The organism is Sphingopyxis sp. (assembly GCF_040216815.1).
Taxonomy (GTDB): domain Bacteria; phylum Pseudomonadota; class Alphaproteobacteria; order Sphingomonadales; family Sphingomonadaceae; genus Sphingopyxis.
Genome location: NZ_JAVJOJ010000009.1, coordinates 163318 through 180640, shown reverse-complemented (window position 1 = coordinate 180640; position 17323 = coordinate 163318). Strand labels below are relative to the sequence as shown.

Below are 17323 nucleotides of genomic sequence, written 5' to 3'. Positions count from 1 at the left end.
TATGACGCGATAAGGGCCCGGCGGGCCTATGGATTTGGGACGATATGGACGAAACGAGTGAAAACCGGTTGAAGAAGACGGCGGGGGCGCTGCTGCGCGCGCTTCAGCCTGCGATACCGGCGGTGATCGGTGCGGCTGCGCTCACCTTTCTGTTCGCCGCGTTGATGCCCTTCGCATGGGTCAGCGCGATCAGCTGGAACCTCTATCTCGATCGCCTGTCCGACCTTTTCGTTCCGCCAATCGGAAATGGCGGGCGCCTCGCGCTCGCGTTTGGCATGGCGGCCGCCGCGTCGCTGATCGCGGGTTTCGTCGCCCTGTTGATCGCGAAGCCGGAGGCGGCGGGGCTGTCGTCGTTGCGCAATCCCTTCCATCGCCGCGCCGCAGCCGTCGACGAGGATGCACCGGCGCCGATGCGCCGCCGCGTCGACCTCCATCCCGACGATCCGCCGCGTCCGCCGCTCCGCGCGGGCCGCGACCTGCCTGCGGGCGGGCTCGACGGATTCGATACCACGCGTCCCGAATCCCTCCTTGCCGGCGGCGCGGCGAGCGAGGAGGAGGCCGAACTGGTTCTGGCCGACCTGGCGCCCGAAGAGGACTTCGGCGCCGATCCGCCGTGGCTCCAGCCCGCCGAAATCACGATGCCCCCGCCGACGCCCGACCCGGCCGACAAATCGCTCGGTGCGATGGTTGCGCGTTTCGAGGCGGGGCTGGCGCGGCGCCGTCAGATGGCCATCGCCCAGGGGGCGTTGCCGGGCACGGGCGAAGCGATGCAGGACGAGGAGCCGGAGGTCGACTTCGCGCTCGAAGCCGCGCTCGGCACCTTGCAGCGCATGACTCGGCAATCGGCGGGCTAATCCTCTACGGTCAAAATCTCGATGCGGAGTGAATGCGGATCGTCGCTGCGTTCCACCACGACATCTGCGACAATATGGCCGGGCAGCCGCCATTCGATGACGCTCAGCCGCTGCTGAAGATCGGCGCGCATCGCTCCCGTCCTGCCCGCGGCGGGTTCGATCCGGCAGGGAAAGATATGCCGCGCGCCGATAAAGCTCGCGCTGGCCCAGGGGCGGAAGGTCGAGGCGGCGGGAACCACGGCCTTCGGCAGTTCGCGCGCCAATAGCACCGACAGGCGACGGTGCGGGCAGCCGGGGCGGGGCGGGCGGGCCGGCGACCAGCGCATCACGCCCCGACTCCACGGCACTCGCGGGCGTGCTCGGCTCGCCATTTGTTCATGAAATGTTCCACGCGATTCTTCATGCGCATGCCGGGTTCGCGGCCGCCGCGTAGATCGCTGACAAGCCGCGGATCGCGAACCGCCGCGCGGCCAAAGACCGTCGGCGGCATCGCCGCTTCCTTCAGAAATGCCTCGATCTGCTGCAACAGGCTGCGCTCCATCATATCCTCCCTGCGAGTCCACGAAACCGGACGAGTCGTCCAATAGGATATTTCCTATCTGGTACTCAATTTCCTACTTGTCTAGGAAAAATCCGCTTGCTAGGAAGAAAGTGGAAGGAGCGGAACGAAGCGCCCAATGACCGACCCCGTTCACGACCCGCGCGCCGCGCTCGACCGGCTGTTGTCCGAAAAGGGCGTCGATTACGCGCGCCTGTCGCAGGTGATCGGGCGCAACCCCGCCTATATTCAGCAATATATCAAGCGCGGCTCGCCGCGGCGGCTCGCCGAACAGGATCGCGCACGCATCGCTGCCTATCTGGGTATCTCCGAAGCGATGCTGGGTGGGCCGGTGCAGCGTGTCGCGACGCCGGCGCGGGGGCGCGGGCCGGGGATGATCCTGGTGCCCAAGCTTGCGATCGGCGCATCGGCGGGCGCCGGGGCGAGCATCGATGGCGAGCCGGTCGAGGGCGAGGTGGCCTTCGATCCCAAATGGCTGCGCGACCTTGGCGCCGATCCGCGTGCGCTCAGCATCATTCGGGTCGAAGGCGATTCGATGGCGCCGACGCTCGACGATGGCGACGACATATTGGTCGACGGCGGCGATGCGGCCGCGCGGCTGCGCGACGGCATCTATGTGCTGCGCATGGACGATGTGCTGATGGTGAAACGCATCGCGCGCGCGCCGGGGCAGGGGCGCGTGTCGGTGATCAGCGACAATCCGCATTACCGCAGCTGGGACGACCTGCCGCTGTCGGCGATCCGGCTCGTCGGGCGGGTCGTGTGGACGGGGCGGCGGGTGCGGTAACGATGCTTCCTGCGGCGCAGCCCTATCGCGGCGCCGTCATCAATGCTTCGATCTCATGGTCGAGCACTTCGGCGCGGCGGCATTGCTCTTCGTCGCCGTCGCGGCATTTTTCAGCCGCCTTGTCGCGCTGACGCGACAGCTTGCCCATCTGTTCCTCGCGCTTGCGCAGTTCGCGGCCGCGGTTGCGGTCGGCTTCATCCTGGCTTGTCGTCGACCAGTCGGCGACCTGACCGACCGCCTTGACCGGCGCGGTGACGACCGACTTTACGGTGCTGACGCACCCTGCGAGCAGGGGAGCGACGAACAGGGGCAATATCAAGACACGCATCATCTCTCTCCTCGCGGCGGGTGGCCATCGCATAATCGGTTCGAGCTGAACAGCCCATTGCGGTGAACCGCAGGGCGATGGGGCCCAGGTGTCACATCACTGAAACAAATGGTTAAATTCCTGTTTACTGCGGCGGCGTAGGACGCGCCAATACCCACTGGACGGAGCTTCGCGACCCCATGAATGCCATCGCCAACGCCTTTTCGCCAACGTCGGGCCATGCGGCGGCGATCGGGGTCGATGCGCATATGTCGGAGGTGATCGACCAGTTCCGCACTCATCCCGGCCTGCGCACGCTTGCCGTCGTTGATGCGGCCGATCGGCCGGTCGGGGTGATCCGCGAACAGCGCGTGCGCGAACTGCTGTTCTGCCCATTCTGGTTCTCGCTGATGCAGAATCCGACGATCGGCGGCTCGATTGCATCGATGATCGAACAATGCCCCACGGCCGATGTCGAACGATCGACGACCGAGCTCTTGCGGATCGCGGCGGAGGCTGCGGACGGGCAGGATCTGATCCTGGTCCGGGATGGGCGCTTCGTAGAAACGCTCGATGGCGGCCAGCTTGCCAGGCTGGCGATGCTGCGCGAGGTTGAACTGGCGCAGGAGCGCGCGGCGCGCGCGACACAGATCGACGATGCGGGACGCGCGTTCCAGCGCGATATTGCGGCGCTGACCGCCAGCCTGTCGGACATGGCGGGCCAGGTCGAGGCGGTGGCGGGCGAGTTGTCGCATCGGGCGCATCAGACAGGCCGGGATGCGGTAACGGTCGCGGGCGCGACCGCGCAGACGCTGGCCGGCTTGCAGGATCTGGGCGATCGCGGCCACGCGCTTGCCGCGACGATGGCCAGGATCGTCGAGGACAGCACAAGGGCGCGGACGGTGCGCAGCGACGCGCACGACAAGATCAGGCAAGCGAGTGAGCGAGCGAGCGCGCTGAAAACGGCGAGCCAGTCGATCGAACAGATGCTGGCGCTGATCATCGATATGGCGAGCCGCACCAACATGCTCGCGCTCAACGCAGGGATCGAGGCTGCGCGCGCGGGCGATGCGGGACGCGGCTTTGCGGTCGTGGCGTCGGAGGTCAAGATCCTCGCCGGACAGACGCGCGCCGCAGCGGGCGACATCGCGCGCTACGTTGATCATGTCCGCGACCTTGTCGGCCAGGTGTCGGCGGGTTTTGCCGATGTCGAACGCGCGATCGATGCGACCAACGGCTTTTCGGATGCGATCGACCGCGCGGTCGACGGGCAGAGCGCGACGACGCTGACGATTGCATCCTATGTCGAACAAGCCGTCGTTGCGGGTCGCGAGATCGACACGCGGGTGCAGGAAATCGGCCGCGGCGCGAGCGCGGTCGGCGACGGCGCGCAGGCGCTTGGGCAATTGTCGGCGGGTCTTTCGGGGGCGGCGCTGTCGCTCGACCGGCGCGCGCGTCACTTCGTCGAGGCGGTGGCGGCGGCCTGATTTTACCGCTTTTCGCAAGGGCTTGCCCGGCGGCGCAGCGCTGGTAGGATCGCCGGGCGCCGGAGGCGTCTGGGCCGCCGGCGGGGAGGAGGGTCATCATGACGAATATCCAAAAGGGTTTGGCCGAATTTATCGGTACATTCTGGCTTGTATTCGGCGGTTGCGGCAGTGCGGTGCTCGCCGCGGGTTTTCCAGATGTCGGGATCGGCCTGCTCGGTGTGTCGCTGGCCTTTGGCCTGACCGTTGTAACCATGGCCTATGCGATCGGCCATATTTCGGGATGCCATCTCAACCCCGCGGTGACGGTCGGGCTATGGGCGGGCGGGCGGTTCGACGCGCGCGATATTCCGCTCTATGTCGTCGCCCAGGTGCTGGGTGCGATCGTCGCCGCCTTTCTGCTCTTTTATATCGCGAGCGGCAGCCCGGCCTATGATCTTGCCACGAACGGCCTCGCCGCCAACGGCTTTGGCGAGGGGTCGCCCGGCGGCTTCGACATCTGGTCGGGCGTGCTCATCGAGATCGTGCTCACGGCCTTTTTCCTGTGGATCATCATGGGGTCGACCGATGGGCGTGCGCCTGCGGGCTTTGCCCCGATCGCGATCGGTTTGGCGCTGACGCTGATCCACCTCATCTCGATCCCGGTGACGAACACCTCGGTCAATCCGGCGCGCAGCACCGGGCCCGCGCTTGTCGTCGGCGGGCTTGCGATCCAGCAATTGTGGCTCTTCTGGGTTGCGCCGATCGTCGGCGGGATCGTGGGCGGCGTGCTGTACAAGACGCTGGGCGCGGACAGTTTCCCCAAGCCGAACATCGAAGGCGAATAAGCGGCGGACGGGCGGGGGCGCAACGCCTCCGCCGCGCCTATTTCAGCAGGTCGATGGCAAAGGCGCGCACGTCCGCCGCCATGTCCGGACGTTCGAGCGCGACCGCCAGATTGGCCTGGATATAACCGGCCTTCGATCCGCAGTCATAGCGCGCGCCATCGAAGGTCACGGCATGGAAGGGCTGGGCGCCGATCATCGCCGCCATCGCATCGGTGAGCTGGATTTCGCCGCCGGCGCCTTTCCCCTGGCGTTCGAGCACCCGCATCACTTCGGGCTGGAGGATGTAGCGGCCCGAGATGATGAGGTTTGACGGCGCTTCGTCGACCGGCGGCTTTTCGACCAGGCCCTTGACTTCGGTGAGTGCGCCGTCGCGCTTGCCGGGGGCGATCACACCATAGCTCGATACCTGTTCGTGCGGTACTTCGAGCACGGAGATGAGGTTGCCGCCGACGCGCGCATAGGCGTCGACCATCTGCTTCATGCAGCCGGGGGTGCCGTGCATGAATTCGTCGGGCAGGAAGATCGCAAAGGGTTCGTCGCCCACGATGTCGCGCGCGCACCATATTGCATGACCCAGCCCCATCGGCTCCTGCTGACGGACATAGGCGCAATTGCCGGGGCCAAGCCGTGTCGGCGCCAGCACCGACAGATCCTTGCCGCGTTCGGACATCGTCTTTTCAAGCTCGAAGGCGATGTCGAAATGGTCCTCGATCGCGCTCTTGCCGCGGCCGGTGACAAAGATCATCTGTTCGATCCCGGCCTCGCGCGCCTCGTCCACCGCATATTGGATGAGCGGCCGGTCGACGATCGGCAGCATTTCCTTTGGAATCGCCTTGGTCGCGGGCAGGAAGCGCGTGCCGAGGCCGGCGACGGGAAAGACGGCTTTGCGGATCGGTTTCATAAACGCAGGGCCTAACGACGAACGGGGAAGAGGAAAAGGGCTGGCCGATGCCGGCGGCGCCTTATTGCGACGCCGGCATCGGCGTGACGATGACGACCACGCGCCGGTTGTCCTGGCGTCCTTCGGGCGTGTCGTTGCTCGAGAGCGGCAATGTTTCCCCGCGGCCGACGATCTGGTCGGGGGCAAACTGCATGCCACCCGCACGCATCGGGGTGGACACGGCTTCCGCGCGGGCTTGGGACAGCGTCAGATTATAGGCCGCGCTTCCGGTCGAATCGGTGTGGCCTTCGATCCGCGCCGTTGTGATGCCGACCGAAACAAGCCGTGCGGCGACCTGGCGCAGCCGCTCTCCCTGCGTCGCGGGCAGGACGCTTTCGTTGGTTGCGAACAGCAGCCGTTCGGGCATGCTGAGTTCCCAACCCAGCGCGGTTTCGACAAAACCTTCGTCTTTCAGCACCGCAACCTGCTCGGCCGACAAGCCGGTGGGCGCGGGCAGGCTTTGGCATGCGGTAAGCAGCGTGGCGAATGCGGTCAGCATCAGAATGCGTAGTGATTGGATAGCGGCGACGGTCATGGGGGTTTCTCCGCAGTGTTATCGGGAACGGTGGGTCAGCTTTTCGACATACATGGCGCTGTCGGCGGCGGTGAGCAGCGCCGTGGCGTCGCCACCGTCATCGGGATAGATGGCGACACCGATGCTGACCGACGCGCGATAGGATTCGCCGTCGGGCAGCACGATGGGGTCCGCGATGCAGGTACGGAGCCGGTTCGCGAGATCGGCGGGGACGGCGTCGGCTTCGAGCGGGTCGATGAGGACGACAAACTCGTCGCCTCCGATACGCGCGGCAAAGTCGCCCTTGCGCAATGTACCGTTGATGCAGGCTGACAAGGCGACGAGCACGGCATCGCCCGCGGCATGGCCGAAATTGTCGTTCGCCGCCTTGAAATTATCGGCATCGATGAACAGCAAGGCAAAACGGCCGCCCTGCGCCTTTGCCGCGCCGACACGCAGTGCAAGCTGTTCGTCGAACGCGGCGCGGTTGGGCAGCGCGGTCAGCGGATCGTGCGATGCGCGGTGCGCGAGCATCGCCCTTTCGCTTTCCATATGCCCCTGCCAGCCTTGCAGTTCGTCGAGCAGTGCATTGATATCGCCGCCCAGCCGGTCGAGTTCGGCGATGCCCAGCGGTTTCACCCGCTTGTCGAAGCGGCGGTGGAGGCGGACGTCGTGCGCGACGGTTGCGATCTCGCCCAGTGGCTTGACCAGCTCATATTCGAATCGGCGCGCAAGGAAGATCGTTCCCAATGCGGTAATCAGCAAACAGCCCAGCCCGGCGAGCAGGCCGAGGCGGACGTAATCGATCAAGGTGGTACTGTCGCCCCACACTTCGACGGTGCCGATCGCCGATCCGTTGCGCCGGACGGTGACGGCGAAGGGGCGCGCAAAAAAAGCGCGGCTGAGGAGGGGCGAGGGATCTCCGGCAGGAGAGCTCCATTCGATGACCGGTCTGCCCACGTCGTTGAGCACGCGCAGTCGCGCGATGCCGGGGATGCGCGTCAACGGCTCGATCCCTTCGCGTGCGGCGACGGGATCGTTGAAGACGAGCGCGGGCTCGACGCCATAGGCACCGAGTTGGGCCGCCAACTCCATGTTGCGGTCGGCATAACCGCGAAGCGCAGTGACGCCCGCAAGCAGGATCGTCAGCCCCGAAAGCGCCACCGCGAACAATGTGATTCCGAAATGGAACCGCGACAACAGCTTTTGCAATGTGGTGCGCGAGCCGATGCGTTCGACGGGTCGGCGCTGGTCGGGACCGCTCATCGCGCGCCCTCCTGATCGGTCCCGATGCGCAGCACGCGGGGATCGATCTTCAGCGGGCCGCGCGCGATCGCGTCGAGATTGACCGAGAAGCTGAGGCTCGCCGCACGGCTGCCGAGGCAGAACATCGCGCCATAGACGCAGGCCGCGTCGTCGTCGGTGATCGTCAGCACGGGGCGCCCGCGCACCCAGGCGATCAGCTGGCGCCGGTCGGCGACCGGCATCCGGCCGAGAAACAATATGTCGCAATCGGGATCGACCGCCGATGCCGCGATATAGCTTACCGAAATCGAACCGCGGCCGGGCGTGTCGGGCGCCATGCGCTGCGCCAGCCGCGGGGTGCCGACGACGCACATATGGCGGCTCGTTGCGGGCGTTCCGCTGGGCCAGCGGGCATAGCTGGCGATCCCCCCCACCATGCGGTTGACCGCCTGTGTCGTCCCGCCGTCCCCGACGAGCGACTGCGTGGCTGCGTGAGCCGCCATCTGGGGCGTGGTCGAAACCGCGCCGATCAGCAACAATGATGTCAGCACTATATAGTGCCCCCACAGCGTTTCGGGGTCATCCTGCCCCGGCAAAGGCGCGTCCGCTAGTCAAAACGACTGGAAAGTCAATGAAAACTGACGTCGTGCGACCATAATACAACAGTCGAGGCCGCCCGTGATCAGCTGCGAATACGCGCCGCGAATCCCTTGCGCAGCTTGGCAAGCTTGGGCGGGATCACGGCCATGCAATAGGGATTGCGCTGGCCCTCGCCCTCCCAATAGGCCTGATGATAATCCTCGGCCGGATACCATGGGGATGCGTTTTCGATCGTCGTGACGATCGGCGCCGGCCATTCGGGCGCGGCGCGCTCGATACCCGCACGCGCGGCTGCGGCCTGCGCGTCATCGAGGGGAAAGATCGCACTGCGATATTGCGTGCCGACGTCATTGCCCTGGCGGTTGAGCTGCGTCGGATCGTGGGTTGCGAAAAACACGTCGAGCAGATCGTCATAGCTGATTACCGCGGGGTCGAATGTGATGCGGATCGCCTCGGCATGGCCCGTGTCGCCGCCGCATACCTGCTTGTAGGTCGGGTTGGCGACGGTTCCGCCGATATAGCCGCTTTCGACCCCCTCGACTCCCGCGAGCGACTGGAACACCGCTTCGGTGCACCAGAAGCAGCCTCCGGCGAAAATGGCGGTTTCACGGGTCATGGGGTCGATCCTTTCAGGGGAAACGGGATGGCGCCGAAATAGGGTGGCTGCCCGCCTATTCCAAGGGCGGCGGTGCGTCGACCAGCGGCGGGCGCAGCGGTTGGCCGGCCGCGCGTGCGGCCGCGATCGTGGCGGCTTCGGCCTCCAGCGCCTTGACGCGGTCGCGCCAGCCGGGGTGGGTGCCGGCCTGAAATAACGGCCGTCCGCTGCGCTGCCCGAACTTGGACCAGAAGCGCGCTGCGGCGGCGGGGTCATAATCGGCGCCCGCCAGCAGCCAGACCGAGAGGCGGTCGGCCTCGATTTCGGTCTGGCGAAACAGCCGGGCGCTCCGTCCGAATTGTTTGCCCAGCCCGCGATCGACCCCCACTGCGTCGAGCCGTTCGCGGTGGCGGAGGATGTTGTGCGCGAGTTCGTGCGCGATGGCGGCGGCAAGTTCGTTATCGTCTGCCGTAAAATCGGCGAGGCCCTGATTGATCAGCACCAACCGTCCGTCGGCGACTGCACCGGGCTTTTCCTTGGGCTCGACGCGGAAATCGCTGACGCAGCCGGGAACCATGCGGAGCGGAATTGTCCGTCCGTCGGTCAAGCCGATCATGATCTTTGCATCGGCACTTCGCGCCGCCAGCAGCCGCTCCAGCGCCGCAATTCGGCCGAAAGGATCGCTTCCGTCTCCCTCATCGAGTGGTCGGAAGTCGACCCATGCGATCGCGTCGCCCTTTTTCAAGCCGGACCGGCCGGCCGGGGAGCCGGGGGCCGCGGCCGCCACAAAGCTGGTGTCGAACGCGCCGGTTTCATAAGCAGCGCGGGCGGATTCCCATTGCTGCTCGTCATAGAGGCGGCGGTCGCCCCAGATGATGCCCATCTGCGCTTGCCGGACCGGACACCAGGCCGCGTTGGCGGTGGTGAGCCGGAAACCGATCGCCGCGACGCGTGCTTCGGTCGCGGCCAGCGCCGCGTAAGGGGAGGGGGCGGCGTTCGGCGCTGCGGAGGCGAACGGCGGCGCAAGGAGCGCGAGAAGGGCAAGGATCGGTCGGATGCGGCGCGGCATGGGGCCGCTTATCAAGCGGCGGCTGTCGCGACCATGAATTTCGGGAACATCCGGCGCTTGCCAGCCTCTTGCCTATCGACGGACAAGCGCCGATAGGGCGGCGATGACCCATGACCCGGCCCATTCTCCATCGTCTCCCTCGACCGCTGCGCGTCCGCGCGCATTGGCGCGCTGGCTGTGGGCAGTGGCGCTGCTCGTAATTGTCGTGGTCGGGGTCGGCGGCATCACCCGGCTGACCGAATCGGGGCTTTCGATCACCGAATGGCGCCCCGTGTCGGGGGTGTTGCCGCCGCTCAATGAAGCCGACTGGGTCAAGGAGTTCGAGAAATACAAGCAGATTCCCGAATATAAGGAGATCAACCTCGGCATGACGCTGGCGGGGTTCAAAGCGATCTTTTTCTGGGAGTGGCTGCATCGGATTCTGGGCCGCCTTGTTGGCATGGCGCTCGTCCTTCCCTTTGCCTTTTATGCTTGGCGCCGCGTCATTCCCGCGGGTTATGGCTGGCGGCTGTTCGCGCTGACCGCGCTTGTCGGCTTGCAGGGGGCGATCGGGTGGTGGATGGTGGCATCTGGGCTCGAATATCGCACCGACGTCAGCCATTATCGCCTTGCGGCGCATCTGCTGACCGCGCTGTTCCTGCTCGCCGGGCTGGTATGGACCGCGCGTGACCTGGGCGCGCTCGCCCGCGATCCGGCCGCGCGGCCGGCGCGGTTGACGGGCGCTGCGATGGGCGTGGTTGCGATCCTGTTCGTCCAGCTGCTACTCGGCGCATGGGTCGCCGGACTGAACGCCGGCTATGTATCGAGCAGCTGGCCGATGATGAACGATCATTTCGTGCCCGAGGGGATCGATTGGAGCGGCGGCGCATGGCTGGCGCTCACCAACGACCCTTTCCTTATCCACTTCCTCCACCGCTGGTGGTCGTGGGCCGCCGCCGTCGTCCTGCTGTTGCTTGCGCGTGCGTTGGCGCGGCGCGGCGCGCGGCGCGAAGCGGCTTATCTGGTTGCGGTCGTCGCCGTGCAAATGCTGCTCGGTATCTGGACGGTCGTGTCGGGCGTGTCGATGTGGGTCGCGGTGATGCACCAGGTCGTCGGCGCGATCCTTGTCGCCGTGGCGGCGGCGGGGCTGCACCGCCTGGGCCGCCGCGAGGCGTGATGCTGGGGGCCAGCCTTGGCGCTTTGCTGTTGGCAGCTCCGGCCTTGCCCGCCGCTGTCGCAGGCGAAGCGCCGATAGCTTCGGCTTCCGACATTCAGTTCGCGCCGCCGCTCGGTCGGCCGATGCGCTATCGCGTCACGACACGGCGGATCGGCCGCGACGGGGCGCTTATCAACTTTGCGATCACCTATGACCTGCAATGGCAGCGCGCGGGGCGCGGTTATCGGCTCGACGCGGTGCTCCGGCGGATCGATTCGGACGCGCCGCCAGCCGTTATGCGCGCGTTGACGATGATGCTCGAACCGCTGGTGGACGAATCCATGGCTTATATGGTCGCCGTGGACGGTAGCCGGATCGACCTGATCGATCCCGATCGCCTGTGGGAACGGGCATTGGGACGGATCGAGGCGGCGGGCGCCGAGGGCAAGCGCGCGGAGGCGCAACAGCTTGCGAAGCTGGTGGCCGCGTTGCCGCCTGCCGAACGCGACCGGCTGGCGAGCGCCGATATTCGGGCTTTGCTGGCGGCGACGATGCGCGAAATTCCCTCCCGTCCTGGCGCCGATGCCTCGATACGGCACGATGGCGCGACGCGGATCGTCGCGAAGACCGAGCGCGCGTCGATGGCGGTCGGTGGCGCCGACCGCGCGCTGGCCACCGACCATATCTGGACAGTCGATACCGCGACCGGGCTGGTTGTCCGCGAGCAGCGGCAGAGCTGGCTCGTCGATACGGGGGAGGAGGGGCGTACGCTTGTCGAAGAGCGCGTTCGCGCCATCGAGCCGCCCGCCTGATCGTCCAGGGTATCATAATACCCGTCAGCAAAGCCGCGCTGTGCTTGACTTTTGGCATGTTCGGCGTCATTGGCCCGCTCCGAAGCGCCGCCTCGTCCATCGCGGATTGGCGGCGCCCTTTGTTTCGGGGCGCTCGTGCTCCGGTCCATATCTGTCAAGGAGCGTGCCATGAAGGCGCTGACCAAGACGACCCAGTCGGCGAACGCCGCGACGGTCGAAAAGAAATGGGTGCTGATCGACGCCGACGGTCTCGTCGTGGGCCGCGTCGCGACGATCATCGCCAACATCCTGCGCGGCAAGCACAAGCCGTCGTTCACGCCGCACGTCGATTGCGGTGACAATGTCATCGTCATCAACGCCGACAAGGTGGCCTTCACCGGCAAGAAGATGGCCGACAAGCGCTATTACAAGCACACGGGCTATGCCGGCGGCATCAAGGAAACCAGCCCGGCGAAGATCCTTGAAGGCCGTTTCCCCGAGCGCGTGCTGGAAAAGGCCGTCGAACGCATGATCCCGCGCGGCCCCCTTGGCCGCCAGCAGATGCGCAACCTGCGTATCTTCGCCGGCGCCGAACATCCGCACGAAGGGCAGAACCCCGAAGTGATCGACATCGCGTCGATGAACCGCAAGAACAAGGTGGGTGCATAATGGCTGACGAACAGACCATGACCGATCTCAAGGATCTCGCCGGCGCCGTCGAAGGCACCGTCGCTCCGGCTACCCCGGCCGCTCCGCTCCGCGAAAAGCAGGTCGACAAGCAGGGTCGCGCCTATGCGACCGGCCGCCGCAAGGACGCCGTCGCGCGCGTGTGGGTCAAGCCCGGCACGGGCAAGATCACCGTCAACGGCCGCGATCAGGAAGTCTATTTCGCGCGCCCGACGCTGCGCCTCGTCATCAACCAGCCCTTCGGCCTGACCGATCGCGTTGGCCAGTATGACGTCGTCGCGACGGTCAAGGGCGGCGGCCTGTCGGGTCAGGCGGGCGCCGTGCTGCACGGCATTGCCCAGGCGCTTACCCGCTTCGAACCGGCGCTGCGCAGCCCGGTCAAGGCGGCGGGCTTCCTGACCCGCGACAGCCGCGCGGTCGAGCGTAAGAAATACGGCAAGGCCAAGGCCCGCCGCAGCTTCCAGTTCTCGAAGCGTTAATACAATCGATACGACCGGGCTTGTCCAAGCCCGGTCGTATCGGGAGACACGAAAAAAGCGGGGCTTGTCCCCGCTTTTTTCATTTTTGGCGATCCGCGATCAGAATTGGATCGAAAGCGTCGCTCTGCCGCCATGGTCCGCAAGGCCAGAGCCGAGCTGGCCGTTGTAGCTGACGCCCAGCTGCGCCCTGCCCGACAGGCGGACATTCAGCCCGGCGTCGATCACCGCGCTGTCGTCGCGGATCGGCGTGCCGCGGATCTCGAACGTATTGCCGCCCGCAAAGGCGTGAAAGGTCCGTGGCAGGCGATCTGCGCCAAAAGCATGACGCCATCCCAGATTGCCGTCGAGCCGGATGCTATCCGATACGGCCATGCCCAGTCGAACGCCCAGGGTCGAAAAACTGACCTTCGCAGTGTCGCGCCCCGTGGCGGTCAGCGCTGCGGCGCCGCCCGTTTCGGCGTAGCGGCCGGTGCGATGCCGAACGTGTGCGAAATTTGCATAAGGCTCGACCCCGCCGAAACGATAGGCGGCTTCGGCAAAATATTGGACGGTTCGCGCGCGGTAGCGGCCGCGCAGCGCGTCGGAAAAGCCGGTGAACAGCACGGCGCGATCGGTTCGCACATCGTGCCACGCCATAGCCGCTCCGCCGCGGAGGCTCAGCCCGCCCCAGCGGCCGCCAGCGTAGAAGCCGAGGTGCCAGCTGTCCGCGCGGCCGTCCGACGTCCGGCGGTCGACGTCCAGGCTCGATCGGCTGACGCCGCCGATCACCCCGGCGCGCACGGCATCGCCCAGCGCCGTGTCGGCACCCATCAGCCAGCCCGAATGGTCGCGGCCCTGGCGCGCCGCATTTCCGTCCCCGCTCCAATGCCCCCCGCTGCCGAGCACGCGGCCCCAAAGCGCGGGGCCGTCACGGCTTGCCAAGCGGTCGAGGGCGGCTTCGCGAACGAAGCGGCTGTCGTTGATCAGTGCGCTTTTGGCCGAGGCATGGATTTCGCCCGACAGCTGGTCGAGCGCGACCGGCGCTTCGGCGTCCGACAGCGGCAGAATCGCGTTGAAGAGGGCGCCCCCGCCGAGCGAGAAGGCGCCCTCGCCAGTGGAACATTGATTGAAAGTCATGCCCGGCAGACAAAAGCTGGTTTTGACGAGCTGCGAGGTCAGGAACACATGGCTGCTGTCATAGGATAGCAGAAAGTCGAGGAAGGCGAAATCGTCGGTCACGCTGTCAAAGCGGCCGCTGACGCCGCCGCCTTCGCCCCTCGCCTGCGCGGTCAGGATCGTATAGACGCTGCCGGGGGCATAGGTGGTGCCATTGTCGGTGCCGTTGGCGGGCGCGACATGAACCGTGCCGCCCGCGATCGACGCGGGACCGCTCGACAGAATATGATCGTTGTTGATCCCCGCGACATTGCCGCCGTCGTTCAACTCGACCGCAAATACCGACCCTGCGTCAAAGGCGATTCCCGCGACGTTCAGCGTTCCGATGCCAGTGCCCGGCGCCACCGTGCCCCCCGAAGCGACCTGAACCACGCCCGCGCCCCCGATGCCGCCCAGCCGCGTGCCATCGTTGACGCGCAGGGTGCCGCCAAGCTGGCCGTCGAGGCGCAGCGCCCCCGCATTGATCGCGGTGGTGCCTGTAAACAGGCTGCTGTCGCCGGTCATGGTCAACACGCCCGCCGCTTCCTTTTCGATCAGCCCGGTCCCGTCGATCGTGCCCGCAAAGCTGCCGTCGGCGCGCTGATCAAAGGTCAGCGTTCCGTCGACCGAAAAATTGCCCTGCAGGCTCACCGTATCGCCCTGCAATCGTCCGCTGTTGACCGCGGTGCCGCCGCTATAATCGTTCGCGCCCGACAGGATCAGCGTGCCAAGGTCGGTCTTGACTAACCGCCCGCCGCCGGTGATCGGCGCCGCGATCGTCGCGACGAAGTCGGCGCCGGCGGCGGTGCCGTCGCCGACGCGTACGCTGATGTCGCCGGGCGCCAGCGTCAGCGCATCGCCGGTCACCGTATAGCCATGGATTGCAAATTGGACGCCGTTCGCGATGCTGACCGCGCCCGCGCTATTGTCGATGGTCACGGTGCCCGCGGCGCTCGACGGCGCGGCGACTGCGGCGATACGCCCCAGCGGCGCGACCGCCTGGTCGCCGCCGCCAAATTGCTGCGTTCCGGAAAAGATCAGGAAATCTTCGGGGTCAAAGGCGCCGTTGGCGCTGCCGTCGGCGACGGTCCAGTTGGTGCCGTCGACCGTCCAGCGCCCCGACCCGCCGGCGATGGCATTGTCGGCGCCCGTATTGCTGCCGTCCCAGAAGATGAAATCGCGGTCGGGCGTGCCGACAAGCAAGTTCACCGCCCCGTCGGACTCGCCGTTCGGATCGACCACCTGCACCAGCAGGTCGTCGGCACGAAATCCTGTGGGTACCGCGCCGATGGTAAGGCCGTGGTTCTGAAACGACGCGCGTGCGGCGACGCTGATCAGCGTGTAGAGGCCCGGACCAAAGCCCCCGGCGTCGATGACGTTGAGCGTCCCGATGAGGAACAGGTTGTCGTCGACGATGATCAGATCGCTCCCGACACCCGGCACGCCATTGGGCGCCCCCAGTTCAAAATCGAGGATTGACCCGCTCGAAAGCGACAGGCCGCCGCGAATCCGCAGCGTCCCGACCCCGTTGCCCGGTGCCAGCCGCCCATCATCGCGGATCAGAAGGTCGCCGCCGATCGTGCCCGACCCGCCGAGAACGGCACCATTGCCGACTGTTACCAGCGAATCGGCCGCGCCATGGGTGCCGTTGATCCGCAAGCTGCCGCCGGTGACGGCCGTTATCCCCGCGAAGCTGCTGGTGCCCGAAAATATCGTGTCGCCGGCAATGTGGCGGATGATGCCGTCCGTCCCGCTGATGTTGCTGGCGATGTCATAGTTCGTCGCCACATGGTTGATCACGAACTCCCCCGTCGGCGCGCCGAGGATGCCGTCGTTCAGGCTGATCGCCGCGACGTTGAAGGCGCCGACCTCGCCCGCCGGGCCGCCCGCGGTGCCGCCAAGGTTGATGACATTGCCGATCCCCGCGCTCGACCCGTTCGTCGCGATCTGTCCGGCGGTGATGTCGGTGTTGAAGAGCGAGAGCGTGTTGCCGTCAAAAATGCTTCCCAGGCTTACCCTGCCCGAACCGAAATTCAGTGTGGCATTGGTGGCGGTCAGATTGCCCCGATTCATTCGCAGGCCGCCGGTCATGTTCAGCGTCGCGCCGGTAACGCTCAGCAGCCGCTCCTCACCGAATGCCAAAAAGCTTTCGCTGCCGGTGTTGACGTTGACCACTGCGCCATCGGCGATCACGAAATCGGCCGAACCGGCGCCGCCCGTACTGCTGTTGATTGCCAATGTGCTGGCAAGATTGAGCTGAGTCCCGGCCCCGGTGATCAGCACGTTGGTCTGCTGGCCGATGCCCGTGGCGGCAACAGTCAATATGTCCATGCGCCCGCCGTTTGTCAGCGTCAGCGACGCCTCGTCGCCAAAGATGTTGGCGCCAGAGGTGTCGGTCATTTCGAAATGCCCGCCATCGGCCACGATCACGGCGCCGCGAAAGTCCAGGCTGGTCCCGATCTGGAAATGCGAAGCAGCCCCCGCACCATCGGTCCCGCGCACTTCGATGCTGCTGCCCAGGCCCAGCGTGCCGCCGACGCCGCCTGCGGCGATCACCCTCCCGCCATCCAGAATGCGCAGCCGCCCGATCCCGCCGCCGGGATTGACGTTGCCGATCCGGACGCCCGCCGCCCTTGAGGTCAGGTTCAGCGTCGAACCCGCGCCGGTCACTTCGATCAGCCCCGCCCCTGCAAAGGCCGGGTTGCCGCAGGCAAGGCACAAGGTGGCAAAGGTGCCGGTGCCGCCATTCTCGATCCGCAGCGTTCCGTCGCTGGAGAGATTGTCTCCGATCTGAAGCTGTGGGTCGGCGGCGCCAAAGGCGTCGGCCGCGCGGCCGATGCTCGCGCCCGCGCCGGAGATGACGACGGTGCCGACCTGCTGCGAATCCCCGCTTGCTATGCGCAGCGAACCGCTCGCCCCCGAATCGCCAAGGCCGAGCGTCCCGTTCACGGTCAGCGACACGGGGCCGGAATCGGACGCGACGATCACAGAGCGGACGCTGAATATATCGCCCGCACCGATCACCGGCTGACTGGGCGCGCCGCTCTGGGTGACAAAGGCCGTGTCCGCCCCCCGCGGGACGCGATCGGGCGGCGGCGGCGCGCCGCTGATGACATCCCAGTTTCCGACTTCGCCCCAATCGCTATTCGTATCGCCGCGCCACACGATATTCTGTTGGGCGAACACCGGCGCAGCGCCGGCGAGGGTCGTGGTCAGGAGCAGCCCGGCGACAAAACGTCGCGGCAGGGCGGAGCGGGACGGAGCAAGCATGATGGAGCCTTCCTGTGGATCGCGTCGGATGTGACGACGAGCCTAG

At 66.4% G+C, this 17323-nt stretch carries 18 protein-coding genes; 8 read left to right on the top strand and 10 right to left on the bottom strand.

Annotation, left to right across the window (positions count from 1 at the left end; all coding sequences use genetic code 11):
- Window positions 1–44 precede the first annotated feature (44 nt).
- Window positions 45–854 (top strand): hypothetical protein, encoded by an 810-nt coding sequence (locus tag RIA72_RS11400; RefSeq protein WP_350032178.1) that lies wholly within the window; start codon window positions 45–47, stop codon window positions 852–854.
- Here the strand turns inward: RIA72_RS11400 and RIA72_RS11395 are convergent.
- Window positions 851–1180, bottom strand: coding sequence for a hypothetical protein (locus RIA72_RS11395; protein WP_350032814.1), 330 nt, complete (start codon window positions 1178–1180; stop codon window positions 851–853). The two genes, RIA72_RS11400 and RIA72_RS11395, sit on opposite strands and share 4 nt — an antisense overlap.
- Window positions 1180–1395 carry a hypothetical protein gene (locus RIA72_RS11390; protein WP_350032177.1) on the bottom strand — a complete coding sequence of 72 codons (216 nt, stop codon included), beginning with the start codon at window positions 1393–1395 and terminating at the stop codon, window positions 1180–1182. Before RIA72_RS11390 ends, RIA72_RS11395 begins: the two co-directional genes overlap by 1 nt.
- A 136-nt stretch (window positions 1396–1531) precedes the next feature.
- Here RIA72_RS11390 and RIA72_RS11385 point away from each other — a divergent pair, with 136 nt between their 5' ends.
- A complete protein-coding gene (locus tag RIA72_RS11385; protein ID WP_350032176.1) occupies window positions 1532–2200 on the top strand; it encodes a S24 family peptidase in 669 nt (222 codons plus the stop codon).
- Between the two features lie 22 nt (window positions 2201–2222).
- On the opposite strand, the gene RIA72_RS11380 is transcribed toward RIA72_RS11385, so the two are convergent.
- Window positions 2223–2531 carry a hypothetical protein gene (locus RIA72_RS11380; protein WP_350032175.1) on the bottom strand — a complete coding sequence of 103 codons (309 nt, stop codon included), beginning with the start codon at window positions 2529–2531 and terminating at the stop codon, window positions 2223–2225.
- 176 nt (window positions 2532–2707) lie between these two features.
- Here RIA72_RS11380 and RIA72_RS11375 point away from each other — a divergent pair, with 176 nt between their 5' ends.
- Together RIA72_RS11375 and aqpZ are read left to right on the top strand one after the other, a co-directional pair.
- Window positions 2708–3994, top strand: coding sequence for a methyl-accepting chemotaxis protein (locus tag RIA72_RS11375; protein ID WP_350032174.1), 1287 nt, complete (start codon window positions 2708–2710; stop codon window positions 3992–3994).
- A 98-nt stretch (window positions 3995–4092) separates the two neighbouring features.
- The gene (gene aqpZ, locus RIA72_RS11370) at window positions 4093–4818 is read left to right on the top strand and encodes an aquaporin Z (protein WP_350032173.1); all 726 of its coding nucleotides are present in this window, start codon (window positions 4093–4095) and stop codon (window positions 4816–4818) included.
- Window positions 4819–4855: 37 nt separating this feature from the next.
- On the opposite strand, the gene galU is transcribed toward aqpZ, so the two are convergent.
- The 6 genes from galU to RIA72_RS11340 form a co-directional block, all read right to left on the bottom strand.
- Window positions 4856–5719 carry a UTP--glucose-1-phosphate uridylyltransferase GalU gene (gene galU, locus RIA72_RS11365; RefSeq protein WP_350032172.1) on the bottom strand — a complete coding sequence of 288 codons (864 nt, stop codon included), beginning with the start codon at window positions 5717–5719 and terminating at the stop codon, window positions 4856–4858.
- Window positions 5720–5780: 61 nt separating this feature from the next.
- Window positions 5781–6293, bottom strand: a complete 513-nt coding sequence (gene yfiB, locus RIA72_RS11360; RefSeq protein ID WP_350032171.1) for an outer membrane lipoprotein YfiB — start codon at window positions 6291–6293, stop codon at window positions 5781–5783.
- 18 nt (window positions 6294–6311) lie between these two features.
- Window positions 6312–7538 carry a diguanylate cyclase DgcN/YfiN gene (dgcN, locus tag RIA72_RS11355; RefSeq protein WP_350032170.1) on the bottom strand — a complete coding sequence of 409 codons (1227 nt, stop codon included), beginning with the start codon at window positions 7536–7538 and terminating at the stop codon, window positions 6312–6314.
- Window positions 7535–8068 carry a regulatory sequestration protein YfiR gene (yfiR, locus tag RIA72_RS11350; protein WP_350032169.1) on the bottom strand — a complete coding sequence of 178 codons (534 nt, stop codon included), beginning with the start codon at window positions 8066–8068 and terminating at the stop codon, window positions 7535–7537. Before yfiR ends, dgcN begins: the two co-directional genes overlap by 4 nt.
- Window positions 8069–8199: 131 nt before the next feature.
- Window positions 8200–8733, bottom strand: coding sequence for a peptide-methionine (S)-S-oxide reductase MsrA (gene msrA / locus RIA72_RS11345; RefSeq protein ID WP_350032168.1), 534 nt, complete (start codon window positions 8731–8733; stop codon window positions 8200–8202).
- Between the two features lie 55 nt (window positions 8734–8788).
- Complete coding sequence (locus RIA72_RS11340) at window positions 8789–9781, bottom strand: M48 family metallopeptidase (protein ID WP_350032167.1); 993 nt, start codon at window positions 9779–9781, stop codon at window positions 8789–8791.
- Window positions 9782–9884: 103 nt separating this feature from the next.
- Here RIA72_RS11340 and RIA72_RS11335 point away from each other — a divergent pair, with 103 nt between their 5' ends.
- From RIA72_RS11335 to rpsI, 4 genes are all read left to right on the top strand, one after another.
- Window positions 9885–10937 (top strand): COX15/CtaA family protein, encoded by a 1053-nt coding sequence (locus tag RIA72_RS11335; protein ID WP_350032166.1) that lies wholly within the window; start codon window positions 9885–9887, stop codon window positions 10935–10937.
- A 29-nt stretch (window positions 10938–10966) separates the two neighbouring features.
- Complete coding sequence (locus RIA72_RS11330) at window positions 10967–11728, top strand: hypothetical protein (RefSeq protein ID WP_350032165.1); 762 nt, start codon at window positions 10967–10969, stop codon at window positions 11726–11728.
- 168 nt (window positions 11729–11896) lie between these two features.
- Window positions 11897–12376, top strand: coding sequence for a 50S ribosomal protein L13 (gene rplM / locus RIA72_RS11325; protein ID WP_350032164.1), 480 nt, complete (start codon window positions 11897–11899; stop codon window positions 12374–12376).
- Window positions 12376–12873, top strand: a complete 498-nt coding sequence (gene rpsI / locus RIA72_RS11320; RefSeq protein ID WP_350032163.1) for a 30S ribosomal protein S9 — start codon at window positions 12376–12378, stop codon at window positions 12871–12873. The genes rplM and rpsI overlap by 1 nt, the downstream gene beginning before the upstream one ends.
- A gap of 99 nt (window positions 12874–12972) precedes the next feature.
- Here the strand turns inward: rpsI and RIA72_RS11315 are convergent, their stop codons facing one another.
- Window positions 12973–17277 (bottom strand): autotransporter domain-containing protein, encoded by a 4305-nt coding sequence (locus RIA72_RS11315; protein ID WP_350032162.1) that lies wholly within the window; start codon window positions 17275–17277, stop codon window positions 12973–12975.
- Window positions 17278–17323 lie beyond the last annotated feature (46 nt).

What these genes read in the sequence shown, in the direction of transcription:
- RIA72_RS11390 (WP_350032177.1), bottom strand. Translation starts at nt 1,395, where the DNA reads ATGGAGCGCAGCCTGTTGCAGCAGATCGAGGCATTTCTGAAGGAAGCG.
- RIA72_RS11335 (WP_350032166.1), top strand. Translation starts at nt 9,885, where the DNA reads ATGACCCATGACCCGGCCCATTCTCCATCGTCTCCCTCGACCGCTGCG.
- msrA (WP_350032168.1), bottom strand. Translation starts at nt 8,733, where the DNA reads ATGACCCGTGAAACCGCCATTTTCGCCGGAGGCTGCTTCTGGTGCACC.
- RIA72_RS11375 (WP_350032174.1), top strand. Translation starts at nt 2,708, where the DNA reads ATGAATGCCATCGCCAACGCCTTTTCGCCAACGTCGGGCCATGCGGCG.
- RIA72_RS11380 (WP_350032175.1), bottom strand. Translation starts at nt 2,531, where the DNA reads ATGATGCGTGTCTTGATATTGCCCCTGTTCGTCGCTCCCCTGCTCGCA.
- RIA72_RS11400 (WP_350032178.1), top strand. Translation starts at nt 45, where the DNA reads ATGGACGAAACGAGTGAAAACCGGTTGAAGAAGACGGCGGGGGCGCTG.
- RIA72_RS11385 (WP_350032176.1), top strand. Translation starts at nt 1,532, where the DNA reads ATGACCGACCCCGTTCACGACCCGCGCGCCGCGCTCGACCGGCTGTTG.
- rplM (WP_350032164.1), top strand. Translation starts at nt 11,897, where the DNA reads ATGAAGGCGCTGACCAAGACGACCCAGTCGGCGAACGCCGCGACGGTC.
- RIA72_RS11315 (WP_350032162.1), bottom strand. Translation starts at nt 17,277, where the DNA reads ATGCTTGCTCCGTCCCGCTCCGCCCTGCCGCGACGTTTTGTCGCCGGG.
- aqpZ (WP_350032173.1), top strand. Translation starts at nt 4,093, where the DNA reads ATGACGAATATCCAAAAGGGTTTGGCCGAATTTATCGGTACATTCTGG.
- galU (WP_350032172.1), bottom strand. Translation starts at nt 5,719, where the DNA reads ATGAAACCGATCCGCAAAGCCGTCTTTCCCGTCGCCGGCCTCGGCACG.
- RIA72_RS11395 (WP_350032814.1), bottom strand. Translation starts at nt 1,180, where the DNA reads ATGCGCTGGTCGCCGGCCCGCCCGCCCCGCCCCGGCTGCCCGCACCGT.
- rpsI (WP_350032163.1), top strand. Translation starts at nt 12,376, where the DNA reads ATGGCTGACGAACAGACCATGACCGATCTCAAGGATCTCGCCGGCGCC.
- yfiB (WP_350032171.1), bottom strand. Translation starts at nt 6,293, where the DNA reads ATGACCGTCGCCGCTATCCAATCACTACGCATTCTGATGCTGACCGCA.
- RIA72_RS11340 (WP_350032167.1), bottom strand. Translation starts at nt 9,781, where the DNA reads ATGCCGCGCCGCATCCGACCGATCCTTGCCCTTCTCGCGCTCCTTGCG.
- dgcN (WP_350032170.1), bottom strand. Translation starts at nt 7,538, where the DNA reads ATGAGCGGTCCCGACCAGCGCCGACCCGTCGAACGCATCGGCTCGCGC.